13 protein-coding genes and 1 pseudogene are annotated in these 14,742 nt (G+C 49.2%); 6 read left to right on the forward strand and 8 right to left on the reverse strand.

Annotated elements, in window-relative coordinates; genetic code table 11:
• Positions 1-61 precede the first annotated feature (61 nt).
• Positions 62-913 (forward strand): M48 family metallopeptidase, encoded by an 852-nt coding sequence (locus H6F76_RS25530; protein ID WP_190512934.1) that lies wholly within the window; start codon positions 62-64, stop codon positions 911-913.
• A 231-nt stretch (positions 914-1,144) separates the two neighbouring features.
• Here H6F76_RS25530 and H6F76_RS25535 read toward each other — a convergent pair whose 3' ends face one another.
• On the reverse strand, positions 1,145-1,903 hold the full coding sequence (locus H6F76_RS25535) for a metallophosphoesterase family protein (RefSeq protein ID WP_190453402.1): 759 nt from the start codon (positions 1,901-1,903) through the stop codon (positions 1,145-1,147).
• Between the two features lie 235 nt (positions 1,904-2,138).
• A complete protein-coding gene (locus tag H6F76_RS25540; RefSeq protein WP_190512537.1) occupies positions 2,139-2,864 on the reverse strand; it encodes a DUF1995 family protein in 726 nt (241 codons plus the stop codon).
• 212 nt (positions 2,865-3,076) lie between these two features.
• On the opposite strand from H6F76_RS25540, the gene H6F76_RS25545 reads away from it, so the two are divergent.
• The gene (locus H6F76_RS25545) at positions 3,077-3,853 is read left to right on the forward strand and encodes a fasciclin domain-containing protein (protein WP_190512539.1); all 777 of its coding nucleotides are present in this window, start codon (positions 3,077-3,079) and stop codon (positions 3,851-3,853) included.
• Between the two features lie 187 nt (positions 3,854-4,040).
• Here the strand turns inward: H6F76_RS25545 and H6F76_RS25550 are convergent, their stop codons facing one another.
• Positions 4,041-4,373 (reverse strand): hypothetical protein, encoded by a 333-nt coding sequence (locus tag H6F76_RS25550; RefSeq protein WP_190512541.1) that lies wholly within the window; start codon positions 4,371-4,373, stop codon positions 4,041-4,043.
• A gap of 264 nt (positions 4,374-4,637) precedes the next feature.
• A pseudogene (locus tag H6F76_RS25555) lies at positions 4,638-5,819 on the reverse strand (DUF2252 domain-containing protein).
• A gap of 487 nt (positions 5,820-6,306) precedes the next feature.
• Between H6F76_RS25555 and H6F76_RS25560 the strand changes: the two are divergent.
• Both H6F76_RS25560 and H6F76_RS25565 read left to right on the forward strand, forming a co-directional pair.
• A complete protein-coding gene (locus H6F76_RS25560; protein ID WP_190512542.1) occupies positions 6,307-8,556 on the forward strand; it encodes an ATP-dependent helicase in 2,250 nt (749 codons plus the stop codon).
• A 293-nt stretch (positions 8,557-8,849) separates the two neighbouring features.
• Positions 8,850-9,029: a DUF2949 domain-containing protein gene (locus tag H6F76_RS25565; RefSeq protein WP_190453384.1), complete on the forward strand. Its 180-nt coding sequence runs from the start codon at positions 8,850-8,852 to the stop codon at positions 9,027-9,029.
• 12 nt (positions 9,030-9,041) lie between these two features.
• On the opposite strand, the gene H6F76_RS25570 is transcribed toward H6F76_RS25565, so the two are convergent.
• Positions 9,042-9,524, reverse strand: coding sequence for a Crp/Fnr family transcriptional regulator (locus H6F76_RS25570; RefSeq protein ID WP_190453379.1), 483 nt, complete (start codon positions 9,522-9,524; stop codon positions 9,042-9,044).
• 180 nt (positions 9,525-9,704) lie between these two features.
• Positions 9,705-12,779, reverse strand: coding sequence for an MFS transporter (locus tag H6F76_RS25575; protein WP_190512544.1), 3,075 nt, complete (start codon positions 12,777-12,779; stop codon positions 9,705-9,707).
• Between the two features lie 44 nt (positions 12,780-12,823).
• Here H6F76_RS25575 and H6F76_RS31200 point away from each other — a divergent pair, with 44 nt between their 5' ends.
• Positions 12,824-12,958 (forward strand): hypothetical protein, encoded by a 135-nt coding sequence (locus tag H6F76_RS31200; protein ID WP_277881283.1) that lies wholly within the window; start codon positions 12,824-12,826, stop codon positions 12,956-12,958.
• Positions 12,959-13,130: 172 nt separating this feature from the next.
• Here H6F76_RS31200 and infC read toward each other — a convergent pair whose 3' ends face one another.
• Positions 13,131-13,673: a translation initiation factor IF-3 gene (gene infC / locus H6F76_RS25580; protein ID WP_190453374.1), complete on the reverse strand. Its 543-nt coding sequence runs from the start codon at positions 13,671-13,673 to the stop codon at positions 13,131-13,133.
• 344 nt (positions 13,674-14,017) lie between these two features.
• Positions 14,018-14,395 carry a Mo-dependent nitrogenase C-terminal domain-containing protein gene (locus H6F76_RS25585; protein ID WP_190512546.1) on the reverse strand — a complete coding sequence of 126 codons (378 nt, stop codon included), beginning with the start codon at positions 14,393-14,395 and terminating at the stop codon, positions 14,018-14,020.
• 127 nt (positions 14,396-14,522) lie between these two features.
• Between H6F76_RS25585 and H6F76_RS31205 the strand changes: the two genes are divergently transcribed.
• The gene (locus H6F76_RS31205; protein ID WP_277881284.1) at positions 14,523-14,654 is read left to right on the forward strand and encodes a hypothetical protein; all 132 of its coding nucleotides are present in this window, start codon (positions 14,523-14,525) and stop codon (positions 14,652-14,654) included.
• The last annotated feature ends 88 nt before the right edge of the window (positions 14,655-14,742 follow it).

Consider the following 14,742-nt stretch of genomic DNA (forward strand, 5'->3'; position numbering starts at 1 on the left):
TATTCAGATGAACAGGTTCGCGATCAATAACCTTAATCCTCTTCACCGCCATCTTCTAGCCATGCTGAAGCTCTCTGAACTTTTCTTGCGCCGCTCTTCTCGCTGGGTTTACCCCTTACTCTCGGTTTTTGTTGCGCTTAGCGTATGGGTCGGGCAACCGCTGCTGGTTAGAGCTTTTTCGCTAGGTGATCTCATTCGCATCATTCCAAGTGGCATACAGGTAATCCAGCTTGCCAAACTTTCTGATCAACAAGAAGTGGCAATTGGTAAGCAGATGAACGAGCAAACGATTACACGCCGTTTTCGACTCTATCGCGGTGCTGAGCTTAATCAGTACGTGAACCAAATTGGTCAGCGGCTAGCAGCTCAAAGCGAACGAACGCAAATTCCATATACGTATCAAATTGTGGAAGATAAAAGCGTTAACGCCTTTGCAACAATGGGCGGCTTTGTCTATATCACTACTGGGCTCATGCAGGCAGCTGACAATGAAGCCCAGCTTGCCAGTGTCATTGGGCATGAGACAGGTCATATTGTACGGCGGCATCTAGTAAACCAACTAAAAGAGGAAGCCACGTTACGGGGAGTTGCAACACTGGCAAAGGTCAATAGCAACACTATTATTAATCTAGGAACTACGTTGGCACTGAGCCGTCCCCATAGCCGTAATGCTGAGTTTGAAGCCGATCAAGCCGGTCTCAGTATGTTAGGACGGGCAGGCTATGCCCAGTCTGCAGCACCCGCCTTTATGAGCAAGCTGTTGAGACAGTCTTCTACACCAACGTTCTTGAGTACTCACCCAGCCACGTCTGACCGCGTAGCTCGCTTAAAGCAGTCAATCAATCCGGCAATGGAGAACGGGGCAGGACTCGATACCGTTGCTTACAAGGCGCGGCTACGATCACTCTCTTAGCTAATCTTTGAGAAACAAAGTATTCATAGGGGCAGGTTTTGCCATTGGTTGACGAGCTAGACCGTTCAATCTTGGCTAAACCTATCCCCATCAAAAGGTCAATTCTTTCTTGAGAAGCTCCTTAGCTAGCTTGAAGCAAAGCTCGAGTTACTGCACAAAAATGTGCGTTCAACATCCAGAGTTGCATTCAGAAATGTGCTTTCTCTTGACCCATACAGAAGCGTCGCGGCACTAGAGAAAGAGTGCCTGCCGATGTGCTACGACCTGCGCTGGCTCAACATCTGTGATAGCCTCATCAAGCGGTAGCATTCGGATGGAGCGATTAAAAACATTGGCTTGATAAACGCAGCGATTAGTCATATCGACACCAGTGAGCCAGCCACTCTTAGGATGATACGCGCCTGTGTCAATATCTAGCCAACCATTTCCACGCGCTAGCTCACCAGGAGCAACTCTGGGCAGCGTAAACGTAATGGTGTGACCGGTAATAATCAGTTTGTCGGCAAAGTAAGGCTTAGAACTGCTGTGGAACTCGTCGCGAATCCAGCAAAATTCTTGTTTTGTTTGTGCTTGAAGAGGCAAATTAGGATGGACACCAGCATGAACCAGCCATAAATCGCCTAGATCTATATAGGTTGGTAGCGTTTTCAGCCAGTCGAGATGGTCGGCGAGAATACCATTGCTACCGTAGCTAGCGATCGTGGCGCGTCCACCACTGTATAGCCACGCTTGCAGAGCTGGATGAAACGTTCGTCCATTAGGAAAGGCTTCTAGCAAAAGCTGTTCATGATTGCCTAGTAAGCAGTTGTAGCCATGCTGCTGCACAAAGCTGATCACGTTAGAGCTTTCTGGTCCACGGTCGATTAGGTCGCCTAAGAAATAAACCTGATCATCTGTGCCAGGCGCAATCGCTTCTAGCAGTAGCATCAGACCTTCGTAGTGACCGTGAACATCGCCAATAATAATACGACGATGATTAGCTTCACCCATCTGCGATCGCCTTTTGTATAGTCTTGTCTAAGCTTAAAAAACTGTACGCCTACCAAAACGAGGTACAGAGCACTAATGAACCGAGCAGAAGCTTACTCAAACCCTTTATAACGAGGATACTTTGTAAGCAATATATTCATTATGCCCTGATTTTTTTGACGTTCTCGTGCCAGGTATTAAAGCTTACACTTGCTGCCCAAAGTTCATTAAACCTTTATTCATCCCTAGAGATCAGCTACTGCACCAGCGCCCTAAGGAAGCGTTGCATTTCCTCTATAAAACTCCGCTTTGGTGCTGCTTGAACACCACCCACTCGAAGCAAAATTTCCTCTAGCTTTTCAGAGCTTGGCTTGAGCAGTTCTTCTGCAGCCAGTGTGTAAGCCTCATCTGACTCTAGCCAAATTTGCCAAGGCGACGGGTAACAGCGTAATAAAGCCGCTTGATCGAGTGGGCGTACATAGTAGCAAGGCTCAAACGTACTGAGAAAACGTTCGCGAATTTTACGCGCTGTGTAGCCGATCCCAACTGCGCCAATATCTTCTAGACGGGGAGCCAGCAAGATAACAGGGCGATCGCCAGTAACGGTGCAGACTTGTTCAACAGGTGACACTTCGACCGTAGATGGTGCGACAAAGAGAAAAACCTGATCATCGGGACTTACTAGCTCTTCAACCGGGGTTGTTTGCCGCGCACCGGCTACATCTAAGCTACAAATTTGATGCGATAGCATTCCCCAGTCACGTCGGGCTAACGCAGCAGCTCCAGCATCAGTAAAAAATATTTTCAGCCCTGCACCTAGCTCGCTAAACACTGGAAGGTACTGAAGGGCGACTGGCGTAGGCTTTAGCTCTGGCAACAAGAGGTCAATCTGTAAACGGGTATAACCAGCCGCGATCGCCGCTTGAGTGGCACTTTGCGCTTGCGCGATCGCATCATCTAAAGTTTGAGGAAAAGCAACCATAAGTGGTAAATGCTAAGGGGTAAAAAGCTGAAGCGTAAGCGAAGAAGTGCTGACGTAACCATCCTAAGCCTATTAGAACGGCTCCTTTTATAGAAAAGATGCAATATCACAGTACCAAATCTACCTTCAGGCGTATTTCACATGGCAGAGGTGAATAGATAAACGACTATTTAAGCTGAGCAATGTTAACGTTTGTAACCAAGGAGCAAACCGTGAATTACTCACTTAAGCTACTTGTAGGTTTTTTGGCTGCGGCTGGTGTAACCACAGGTATTAATCTCGTTGCTAATGCCCAGCAGACCCCGGGTACGATGACGGCTCCTGCTGGTGCGGGTCAGGTAGACAGCCCAATACAACCCAGCCCTGCTCAAGCCGCACCTGGCGATCAAGCGCCAACGCAGCAAGCACCAATGGAACCAGTGCCCACGCAAAGCGCTCCAGTTCAACCCTCTAGTACACCCCTGCAAAGCCCTAATCAGTCAAGCGTATCGGTTCCAGAGTCTTCGGCTTCACTTAGTATTGATACGATCGTCGAAAAAAGCGATTCCTTCAACATCCTTAATTCTCTACTGCGTGTTGCCGATCGCAATGGTGAGTTGAGCCGTCAGTTAGCAGGCGGGGGAACGTACACTGTCTTCGCACCGACCGATCGTGCTTTTGCTGCTTTACCTGAAGGCACAATCAAGCGGTTGGTACAACCTGAAAACCGCGCCACGCTGATCAAAATTCTCAGCTATCATGTTGTCCCTGGCAAAGTTGATTCCAGCAAAATTGAATCTGGTGAAACCAGATCTGTTCAGGGTTCACCGTTGAACATTCAGGCTAATGCTGGCAGTGTGACGATTAACGATGCTCAAGTGATTCAAGCTGACATTGAAGCTCGTAATGGCGTTATTCACGCAGTCAACAAGGTCATCTTGCCTCCTGATGTGCAGGCAAGCATGGGAGTAGCACCTCAAGCATCGGGTTCTGTAAATCCACTTAATTAAGAGTCTTGTTGGAAGCCTTCTATAGCTTACTTCTGAGCTAAGACTGCTTTCACAAACCAAATAGTTACCTAGCAAAAGCGGGGTCGGACAGTAATTGCCTGACCCCTCTCTTGTTGAAGCTAATTTATGTTGAAGCTAGTTTATTTTCGTTGCCTCAGCTTTAAAGCTCTACAACGGCGACTGTTGCTTAACGGTTACGTTGACGGCGAGTCGTTCTCGGACATAGCTCTGTGTAGGCTTCAGGCTCTAGGCGCCAAATGGCATAGCCTTTTGCCAGTTTGGTAATTACAGCTTCAGTGCCTGCTGTGAGCAGCCGGTTGGCAATTTCCAGCGATCGTTGGCGGTCTGGAACCACTTTTGCAAGACCATAGTACTTGCCATCAACCATCACAGCGGCGACCCGATATTCTTCCTCCGGTAGACAAATATGGCAGGAACGATATTGGTCGCGAGATTCTAGTATTTTAGGAGTTTGGTCTAGGTGGTTTATGGGTGATTGAGAGCGGCTGGGGGATGGCATGAACTTAACCTTTTCAAAAGGCTCCAGAGGGGATGATTTTAAGAATCTAAAAGAAACTTTACTGGAATGGCTTTATTGTCTCTGCAATCTCTTCGCAACTGAAACCGTGATAATGCGCATTTTTACAGCCTTCTGGCGTAAGATACCGCCTGCTGTGCGATTTCCTCTTAACCCTTACGCGCCATACTGAAACTGTATGCTTCATCAACTGTATGCCTCCACCCTGTCACCTTGTTGTAGCAGGCAATCCTGCTATTTTCTTCTTTACAACTTGGCATGGCGGAATGTTTGGTAGTCAGCTTCGACTTGGATGGCGTAATCATGGGCATAGGTCAATACAGTCTGATGCCAGTCAATGGATTGGGCAAAGGCAATGAGGTCACCCGCGATCGCCGAACCCTGCTGTCCACTGCTTAACAAATATCCCCGAGCCGCTATGCCTGCCATCGTCTCAATTACCTTACGCAGACGACCTAATTTGCCGTTCCACTGCTCGAGTTTCACGGCATCATCTGTAGGCTGGAGTTCGCGCAGGACGTAAGACTGACCGTCGAGTGATACTGTGTCTAACAAAGCTGGTGGTACCCATTGTAGGCGCTGCTGTATGGTAACAATGCGTTCTGCTTAGGTTGCCCAATACGGCTGTGGCAAAAGTACGTAGGGCTGAAGGGAAGAGGAGACGCCCGTTTTAAGATCCAAAAGATAGTTGCTGTCAGGTGAACCGTTGCCTTTAACCAGGAGAATGTAACGTTCAAGCCCCAGGCTGCCAGTACCAGCAACGCGATAAGCGGCATCTAGCAGGCGGAAAAATTTTGGTTTCTTTTGCTTGGCTGCCCAAATTTCAAGCGATGCCTCGATCTTGTCCCGCTGGTTTGAGTCGATCGCTAGTGTTTTTTCGTCAATGAGAAGCCGTCGAGTTTTGCCAACCTTCTTCGTTCGCTCGTTTAAAAAGTCTTTACGTTTACGCTTTTTAAGACTTTGCAGTAGCTCTTTCACTAAGCCCGTAGCTGTCTCCCGGTTAACGATGCCAACTTGCCCCTTTGCCAGCACTTTAGTGTAAGCAATGAGAAAATTTTGGCAGAGCGCCCGAGCCTCGGCTTCTTCCAGCTTAAGGTTATGAGCTGCTACCAGGATTGAGGTAAGAAATCGTGCCAAATCCCAGATGCAAGGTGCAAGAGCCGCTTCATCAGAATCGTTGACATCAAAATAGACGAGGCGATCGTTCCCTTTATAACTGCCAAAGTTTTCTAAATGCAAATCGCCACAATCCCAAACTGGTGGTGCTGTATTAAGTGGGGAACTAGCTGGAAGATCTTCGTAAAATAAGTGACAGGTGCCGCGCAAAAAGGCAAACGCATTTTCACGCATCGTTTGATACTTCAGGGCAAGAAGCTCTGGTTTACGGTTTTGATTAAACTGCTGAATGCGCTCAACAACAGTTGTCATAGTGTTTCTATCTTTTGTAAGTTGCTATAGCAAAAGTCAGACTGATGAGAGCGAGGTGCAGGGCTAAAACTCCTGGTAAGGGGTAACATTGCCACGACTCTTTTAATCCCAACATCCTAACTTCTGTGGCAACAGCTATACTTTTGGCGTGATTGACTTTTAGCGCTGTTGCAAGGGCGGCTTTCTCCTCATCCCCTTGCCAAATATCCGGGTTATGCCTAAGCAATTGTCCAGTTTCATGCGTTAATACGCCTCTATCCCTACCGCTTCAAGGAAGCAAGAGCTGATTGTTCATGCTTTTAGAAGGAGTGTGGAGCATCCGTTTAAACGGACGATAATTGACTCGTTGGCGAATCAGGCAGAATAGGAAGGCAGTGGCAGTATGAGAGCGGCAGTGTGAGAAAAAGCTGCTCACCAAAATGAGTACGGTAAAGTACTTCAGCCTTAGAAGCCTGTCTTTCCACTTCGTTTATGCTCATCACGCTTTATGCTTACAGGTTCTACCAACGCTTCACTCGATCAACTTCGCGATACGTTGCGACCGGGACAGCGTGAGATTGCGCTATGGACAAGCGGAGCGTTGGCGGTTTCAGCAGTACCAGGAGCGGGAAAATCTACGGGGATGGCAGTTGCTGCTGCGATCGCTATTGCACAGCAGCAACTGCACGCTCGTCGTCAGTTGGTAGTAGTGACCTTTACGCGCTCGGCAGCAGCAAACCTGAAGACAAAGATTCGTGCCAACCTGAAAGCATTGGGGCTGCCGCCAGGGGGCTTTGTCGTACAAACGCTGCATGGGCTTGCCTGGTCGATCGCTCGTGCCCATCCAGCCTTGTCAGGTTTGAACCCAGATAACGTCTTGGTAACACCTAATCAAAACCATCGGTTGCTTCGTACCTGTGTTGAGCAGTGGATTTCGGCAAATGCGCGCCACTATCAAACGCTGCTAGAAGGACGGCAGTTTGACGGTGAGGAAACGGAGCGTTTACGCCGTCAGTCAGTGCTGCGAACAGAGGTGCTGCCTGCGTTAGCAACCACAGTGATTCATGAGGCGAAGAGTTCTGGTTTATTGCCAGGCGATTTGCGATCGCAGAGCAATGACATAGACGATCCCTATTCTGTGCTGACGATCGCGGCAGGTTTGTACGAGTTTTACCAAACCCAACTCCGCTTTCGCAACCTAATCGACTACGACGAAATGATTTTGGCAGCGCTGCGTGTGCTGGACGATCCCCAGGTGCGTCAGTCTTGGCAACAGCAGGTATTTGCTGTTTTTGAGGATGAAGCACAGGATTCCAGTCCCCTACAGACGCGGCTGTTAGAGATTTTGGCGGCTGACCCGGCTGACCCAACGAGCTACGATCGCATCAATCTCGTCCGAGTTGGCGATCCAAACCAGGCAATCAATTCTACCTTTACGCCCGCAGACCCCATCTTCTTTCGGGAGTTTTGCGAAGCGTGCCGCACTCAGAATCGGCTTGCAACGATGACGCAAGCGGGACGGAGTAGCCGTCCGATTATCGAGGCAGCAAACTTTGTGCTTCAGTGGGTGAACCAATCAAACCTTGCAGGCACAGAGCAACCGTTTCGTGTGCAGACCATTCGCCCCGTTGCGTCTAACGATCCTCAGCCCAATGCTAACCCTGTGCCAGAAGGACAAGGACTGGAACTCTATACACCCGAAGATGTGTACCAGACAGTAGAGCATATCGGTCAGCGAGTGCTGCAATTACTCAAGCAACATCCAGACGGGCGAGCGGCTGTGCTAGTGCGGACAAATGACCAGGGGCGCTTTGTAGCAAAGGAACTGTATCGCTGGTACGGGGATACCCTACCTGTGTATGAGGTGGGGCAGCGCGATCGCCAGTCCCACGTTCCGGCAGAAATGCTAACCCTACTGCAATTTCTCGATCGCCCCCACTCGCCCGATTATCTCAAAGCCGCTTTAACCGTTTTGGTGACGCGAAAGCGTATTCCCACTCAAGATCTTAACGCTCTTGTTAGCTTTCCAGAGCAATTCCTTTATCCCGGTCCTCTTGATCCAGTGCAACCAGAAGCTGTTGTTGAAGCCCGCCGTTACTGCAATAGTCTCTTGAACGCACGCTTGCAGCTTCCGCCTGCCCAACTCATACCCTTTCTCGCTTTAACGCTTGACTACGAGCAGACCGAGTTGGCAACTGCTGATAAGCTGACAGAACGCCTTGCCCAGCAGACAGAAAACAATGCGCTTTCAGCAATTCTAGGGATCTTAAGTGAGATTGTGGCTTCAGAGCAGTTTGAGCCGGTTGATGCGGACGATACTGAAGAGCGCTACACTCGCCCAGGGCAGCTTACTGTGATTACCATGCATAAAGCGAAGGGGCTGGATTGGGATTACGTGTTCATTCCGTTTTTGCATGAGCAAACTATTCCCGGTAGCCAATGGGTGCCACCGCAGGCACAGTTTCTGGGCGATTTTACGCTAGCAGAAGTTGCCCGTGCCCAGATTCGTGCCAGTTTACATAGCCAGTTTCCGCTGCCATCGCTTGCCTCTGCTTGGGAACGGGCTAAAAACCTTAAAACCGCTGAGGAATTCCGTCTCCTTTATGTGGCAATGACACGGGCAAAACGTTTGCTGTGGCTCTCCGCAGCACGGAAAGCGCCGTTTACATGGAACAAGCCCGAAAACCTACAAGACCGTGAGCCATGTCCGGTGCTACCAGCTCTCATGGAACGGTTTCCTACCTCTGTGATGACTTAAGCGGTTCGGTTTTCCGATCGGGAAAATGAGAGCCTGACAGTGAAGATGAAAGAGACTAATTTGTTACCAGTCAGGCGGCAGTCTTAGCCAGTCTGAAGCGAGTGCTTTCAGGCTAACTACTGAGGGTATTTCCTCCACGCATTGTAACAGTCTCTATCTAATGGCTCAAATTTGTGATTTGAGCAGCACGTTCTTGTAGAATGGCTTACATTATTTATGAGAGTATGTTGTAAAAGTTAACAAAAGTAGTTCAACAAACATAAGACTGCCGTGCGCGGCTAGATGGAGGCTCAATGGAAGCCCGTTTAATTAAATTTTTACAAGAAGAACTGGCGATTTCGGACTCAGCGATCGCTACAGTCAAGCGTCACCAAGAATTCAGTGCAACCCTGCTGCCGATGCTTCTCTGGCAGTATGGACTGGTGACGCTAGAAGAGCTTGACCGAATTTTTGACTGGCTTGAAACTGCCTAGTTTGAACGTCTTTTAACGTCGCGCCGTTCTAAATACTGGTGGCGGCGGGGGAGGAACCACAGGTGCTTTCATGTGATTCATCTTTTGGTTTAGTTCGCGGATACGGCGTGAAAGCAGGCGAATGATGTTAACAGCAATACCGGGCGTTTCGTCGATCGCCTCGTAAAGCTGCTGCTGTGTCAGCACCAGACAATCACAGATTGCCAGCGTGGTAACAGAGGCAGAACGAGGTTCTGCGTCAAAAAGAGACATTTCGCCAAAGCAAGCTCCTTGCTCAAGCTGCACAATTTCCTGTTTGCCGATGTGAACGCTCACTTTGCCGGACACTACCACATAGAGCGATCGCCCTTCCTGCCCTTCCGTAAAAATCGTGTGGTTGGTTGGAAACGACAACTCATCCATAATGGATGCCAACCGTACCAGAAAGTCATCCCGCAACTCTTTGAAGATGGGAACTTGCCGGACAAACAGTAAGCGATCGACGCTAGTTAACATAAATCGATAGCGGCTTGAGCTGGAGCTGAGACGAAGAACTCTAGGCCCGAGACATGGAGACGTGAGTGGCTATACCAAGTGTCGGCTACGTAGTGAGCAGATCGATGTTAGACGATCGCAAAAATCTACGGTTGAGACAAGGCTTTTCCTAGAGTGCCCATGATGTGTCAGGAAACCTAACTAGATTGGTTCCAATCCAGTTCGATTTGGAAAATTAATCACATTATTGCCTCGTTCTGCGGTCTGGTTCACTGTTTTTGCCGAATTTGATGCAAATTCTCGCATGATCGTCTGCACTTGATCAGCCACTAACGGGTCTGGGTCATGAGTTAGCATCGGCAATAACCTCATCAAAGCACGCGGCGATGCCATTTTAAGGTATGCGAGCACTGATTCACGCACAAACCCCCTGGGATGTCGCAGGCAGGCAATTGTCTGTTCTGGTGTCAGACTCCAACGCGCCTGACGCGCTAAGTGAAAGCAGCAGGCGAGCGACCAATCCGACAAAAAGTGACGCAAATCAAGTAAATGACGCAGTCGATCACTGGGAGCCATGGGTTCATAGCTCATTAAGTCTGACAAACTTTGTAATTTGTCTAGGTCAGAGTTGCGATCGAGCAAGCTTAACAAGGCACGTTTACTGGGAATATCAAGCGTATTGTCCAAAATTTCGAGTCCACGTGCCATGCTACTGCGCGAGTTTGACTGCAAGTTAAACGCAGCGGCTTTAATTGACCCGATCGGGTACAAAAACTTCATGAGTAGAAATAGGCGCTCTTCAGCATCAGCCTGCAAATCGCGCAGGGAGCGTCGCAAAAGGTCTGCCTCACGCCCCCAGACTTGCGTGGGTGTCAAGTCAAGTAGCGCGGCATAAAGCTGCCCTACAAACATGAGTTCGTGGTCAATCAGTCGTTCAATGCCACGTCTGCCTAAACGATCAGACACACTATCAATCCCCAAATCACGAGGCATTTCTAGCAAAATACGCAGAATGCTTCGGCGATCGGTGCCCCATGCTGTCATCAAGTGAGCAATCAGCGCATCTAGTGCCTCTAAGGTGCCAATTTGCCCGATCGCTCGCCATGCATGGAGTCTTACTAACTCAGGCTTATGCGTGTCTTCTGCTAGTTCTACTAGCATGGGAATGGCATCATTCTCCAAGCGCACTAATGCCTGCATCGCTGCTTCGCGAGTGGACTTGTAGTACAGCCCACGTAGTAATGATGGGTAAAATTCCTCAAGATGAGTGGAAGCGATCGCCTCCAACAGCGCACAGCGTACCCGTAACGACTCGTCCTGTAGCAGGTCTGGAATGTAGAGCCGCAACGCTTGTAGATAAACGGCTTCTCCCAACGCACGACAACCCATAACGCGCTCTTTTTCCTGCTTATGGGTCAGCATAAAACGTAGCGTATTAGTAGCTTCTGCCTTTTGTGTAGGGCTGCCTCGCCGCATCATCAGTGATGCTGCTGTCCCTCGCACCACTGAATCGACCTCTGGACGTAGGTAAGGGCGCAATTGACGGATGTCTGGCTCGTCTTCAGTCAACCAGACATAGCGTAATGCCACCGCTAGCACTTCGGGCGAGGGCGATTGATCAATCAGCGATCGCACCTGTTCCAGATAAGCTGGGTTAGGGGATGCCAGCATTGCTTCCAGGCTCTTGCGCTGTAAGCCAGGCGATAATTTCGCCAGCAAGGGAGCTAGTACTTCACCGACGTTCTTATGGTCAAGCTGGCTTAACAGTTCAATGCAAGACCCTTTATGTACATCCGTTCCGGGCTGATCCAACGCTTCGATCACTGCTCGCTTCAGTTCCCGCAGATCAACATCCCCACTGAGCTGTCCCCGCTCGGCGCTCATGACCAAGAGACCAACATACTTGCTACGCAACAGCCCAATCGTCAGAAGCCAAAGCAACGATAGACCTACGACAACGGGCAGAAGCCAATTAACTCCCACATCACCCAGGCTCGTGTTGCGGCTAAACCAGACCAGTACTAGCAGCGCTAAACCAGTGGCACCAGTAGACAGTGGCTCGGCAATGCCCCGTACCACAGACTGGATGCCACTCCGCATACTGTCGGGAATCGGCTGAAACAGTACGGGACCCAAACTGGCAAACAGCGTGTAGTGCAACAATTCATCCAGAAACTTGAGTACCACCAGGCTAACGAAGAGTCCCAGCACCCATCCTGTTGGTGCGATCGTCATTGCCACTATCCCCAGAATGGCAATCATGCCGGGTAGCAGCATTGCAGTTGCAAAGACACCAATGCGCTCAATGACACGACTAGAGGCTAGCCACTGCATTGCCAGTTCACAAACACCTAAAATGGCGCTAAACCAGCCTAAAAAACTAGCGATCGCTGCGTCAGAATTTTGTTGTCCCAAAAACTGGGCGATCGTACCTGCATTACCAAAGAGCTGAAGCTGACGGAGAAACTGAAAATCGATCAGCAGCAGTAGCACCTGCGCCAGAACAAAAAAAGTAAACAGCAAAACGACATAGCGCCTGAGTGGACCCTGCAAGCGACGATTAGCAAACTCACTCAAGCGATCTTCAGAAGTGCGTCGCAACGAGTCTGGAAACGCTTGCTGGTACGACTGGCTTAAATAAAAGAGAATGCCTGCCCCAATGATCATCATCAGGCAAGCCATCGCTACAACGTTTTTTAACCCGACCCAGGCAATCAGAAAGGTTAAGGAAAAGCCACTGATGACATCGGCAACGAGAATGCCGCTGCTAATCAGCGGATAGGTGCGCTTAATCTCCCGAATATTAAAAAGTTGATTGGCTGTAATCGACGTATTGAGGTCATTGAGGACATAAACTGCCTCTAGCCAAAGCCGCATAAGAAAGATTGTAATCGCAATCACAGATGCTCCCCAAAGGGACGACTGATTGTCTAATCCAAACCAAAACAGCAGTAGCGGTACTGCCATTAGTAATGCCGTGAGCACCAGCACTCGTCGGAGTGGTAGCACCTTCTGCAACTGTGAGTAGACAAAGCCTAAGCCTGAGCCAATACCTGCACTGGCGATATAAATCCAGGGCAACCCATCTTCCGCATTGTATTTCTGCAAAAACAGCGCGACCGTGCTTGCCTCAAACCATACCAGCCCGATCGACGTGATTGTGTAAAAAGCAAACATCAGAAATGTGCGCTCACTCTCCTCAGGACGGAGATTGACCCACCGCAGAAGTTTCTGCTTCAAACTATGATCACTAAGCCACTGGCGCTTGAGTTCCATGCCGCGTTTGCGTCCTATATGCGTAGCCGAACCCTGATGTCTCTTTGACCCCGACAGGCACCTGTCGATCGCTAGCATCGCACCTTGTAACTTTTGAAAGCGCGATCGTCACGGAGTCATCGTTGGATAGAGCAAGCCGTTGTTTGCCCCTACAAGCGATCGGTTACGAGCAGAATTAAATTGGTTTAACTTAGCTTGCCCCGAATGGCTTTCATTTTAGATAGCTGCTGACCATTCAGGGCAAAAATTTCTGACATGAACCCTGTGAGCACACTAAAAAGGCACCCCAAACGTAATCGGAGTGCCTCTATCAGTAGCGCGTTTAATCAGCTTATCAAACAGCGCTACTCACTATTTTTTAGGAGCCAATAGCATCATCATGTTGCGTCCTTCTCGCTTCGGCGCTTGCTGCACTTCAGCAAGCTCCTGAAGATCGCCTGCCATCCGCTTTAGCAAATCTTCAGCAATGTCGCTATGCTGAATCTCGCGTCCCCGGAACATAATGGTTGCCTTTACCTTGTCACCATCTTTCAAAAACCGCTTCGCCTGGTTGATGCGCACCTCGTAGTCATGCGCTTCAATCTTATAGCGCATCTTGACTTCTTTAACGTCAACGGTGTGCTGTTTCTTCTTCGCTTCACGAGCCTTCTTTTCTTGCTCGAACTTAAATTTGCCGTAGTCCATGATGCGGCAAACAGGTGGATCGGCTTTATCGCTGACAAGAACCAGATCCAGGTCTTTTTCTTCAGCGATTTGCATGGCATCGCGGGGAACCATAATCCCTAGCTGCGCACCATCCGAGTCGATCACTCGAATTTTCGGAAAGCGAATCCGTTCGTTAATTGCTGGTAAATCGCGATTTGGTCTTCTCTCAATTCTTTCAATCACAGGCATTTGATGGTTGGCAAAGTAGGGGTTGACAACTGGAAATCAGTCTTCAAGCGTGGACTGGATGGCGTGTCGTCAATTGCTAGAGTACAAAGGTGCCAGAAAACAAGTAGTCATAGATGACCAGTTTGTGAGTCGGGCATGGACTAGCTACCTGCTATTCTACTCAGTCCGTCGAAAATTCTGCTTAATTGTTACGTAAATTCCAAGAAGTCAGAAGAGCTGAGGACATGGCTGCTGCAATCTATGCCTTTAGGTTATGGGCATTTAGCAGTCTGTCTAGTAACGCTTGCAACCTTTAGTGAGCGATCCCTCTACAATGTAGTCCTTCTACTAGCTAATCAAGGGAGTTAGCAGTAGCGGCTCACATCCTCGCCGCATTCATCAGCTAGGTAACACAGCGATCGAAAGCGCAGCGCTACAACCTGTTCATAGAAAGGGTTGAGCTTGCAGAGCGGCGGGATGGAGAAAAGGGTGCGATCGAAGAGTTTAATGGTGCGCTCAAAGGGGCAGCGACCTGGGATGATTTGGCAAAAGGTTCTTGCTGTTCCGGCGTCATGAATAGCAATGTTATCCAGCCATTGACGGATCGGTTGAAGTGGAGCGAACCGATTGATCCGTGGCGTGGCTTGCTGGGATGATGTCGTTAGGTCAAGGGCTGTTTCTGTAGTAATCCAAACAAACTGTTCGACTTGAGCACTGGCAGCGGTGGCGTTAGAGTGGTTCATTTCTTCCTCTCAAGAATGAGATATGAGAAAGCTTTTTGGTGATCGTCTGCTAGTGAGGCAGATGTTATCCACAGAGCGTTCTGATGAGCGTTTTGTGGTGCTGTGAATCATTTACTCTGATACGCTTATGCTGCCAGCCTTTAAAGAAATCTTAATGGGCAGGATTACTGAAAGATCGATCGCTGCTATCTCAGCTTTCAGCGACTTTACTCAGGAAATGGGTGGGATGACGAAAGACCGATCGGCAGTACCGTTTTGACTGCTTACTCCTAGCAAATCTGTAATGATCTATGACACTTCTACCGTCCTAGTAAGTATGCGATAGAGAATAGCGCTACGTCTTTGCT

Source organism: Leptolyngbya sp. FACHB-321, from assembly GCF_014695975.1.
Classification (GTDB): Bacteria; Cyanobacteriota; Cyanobacteriia; order Leptolyngbyales; family Leptolyngbyaceae; genus Stenomitos.

What these genes read in the sequence shown, in the direction of transcription:
- H6F76_RS25530 (WP_190512934.1), top strand. Translation starts at nt 62, where the DNA reads ATGCTGAAGCTCTCTGAACTTTTCTTGCGCCGCTCTTCTCGCTGGGTT.
- H6F76_RS25535 (WP_190453402.1), bottom strand. Translation starts at nt 1,903, where the DNA reads ATGGGTGAAGCTAATCATCGTCGTATTATTATTGGCGATGTTCACGGT.
- H6F76_RS25540 (WP_190512537.1), bottom strand. Translation starts at nt 2,864, where the DNA reads ATGGTTGCTTTTCCTCAAACTTTAGATGATGCGATCGCGCAAGCGCAA.
- H6F76_RS25550 (WP_190512541.1), bottom strand. Translation starts at nt 4,373, where the DNA reads ATGCCATCCCCCAGCCGCTCTCAATCACCCATAAACCACCTAGACCAA.
- H6F76_RS25560 (WP_190512542.1), top strand. Translation starts at nt 6,307, where the DNA reads ATGCTTACAGGTTCTACCAACGCTTCACTCGATCAACTTCGCGATACG.
- H6F76_RS25565 (WP_190453384.1), top strand. Translation starts at nt 8,850, where the DNA reads ATGGAAGCCCGTTTAATTAAATTTTTACAAGAAGAACTGGCGATTTCG.
- H6F76_RS25570 (WP_190453379.1), bottom strand. Translation starts at nt 9,524, where the DNA reads ATGTTAACTAGCGTCGATCGCTTACTGTTTGTCCGGCAAGTTCCCATC.
- H6F76_RS25575 (WP_190512544.1), bottom strand. Translation starts at nt 12,779, where the DNA reads ATGGAACTCAAGCGCCAGTGGCTTAGTGATCATAGTTTGAAGCAGAAA.
- infC (WP_190453374.1), bottom strand. Translation starts at nt 13,673, where the DNA reads ATGCCTGTGATTGAAAGAATTGAGAGAAGACCAAATCGCGATTTACCA.
- H6F76_RS25585 (WP_190512546.1), bottom strand. Translation starts at nt 14,395, where the DNA reads ATGAACCACTCTAACGCCACCGCTGCCAGTGCTCAAGTCGAACAGTTT.
- H6F76_RS31205 (WP_277881284.1), top strand. Translation starts at nt 14,523, where the DNA reads ATGCTGCCAGCCTTTAAAGAAATCTTAATGGGCAGGATTACTGAAAGA.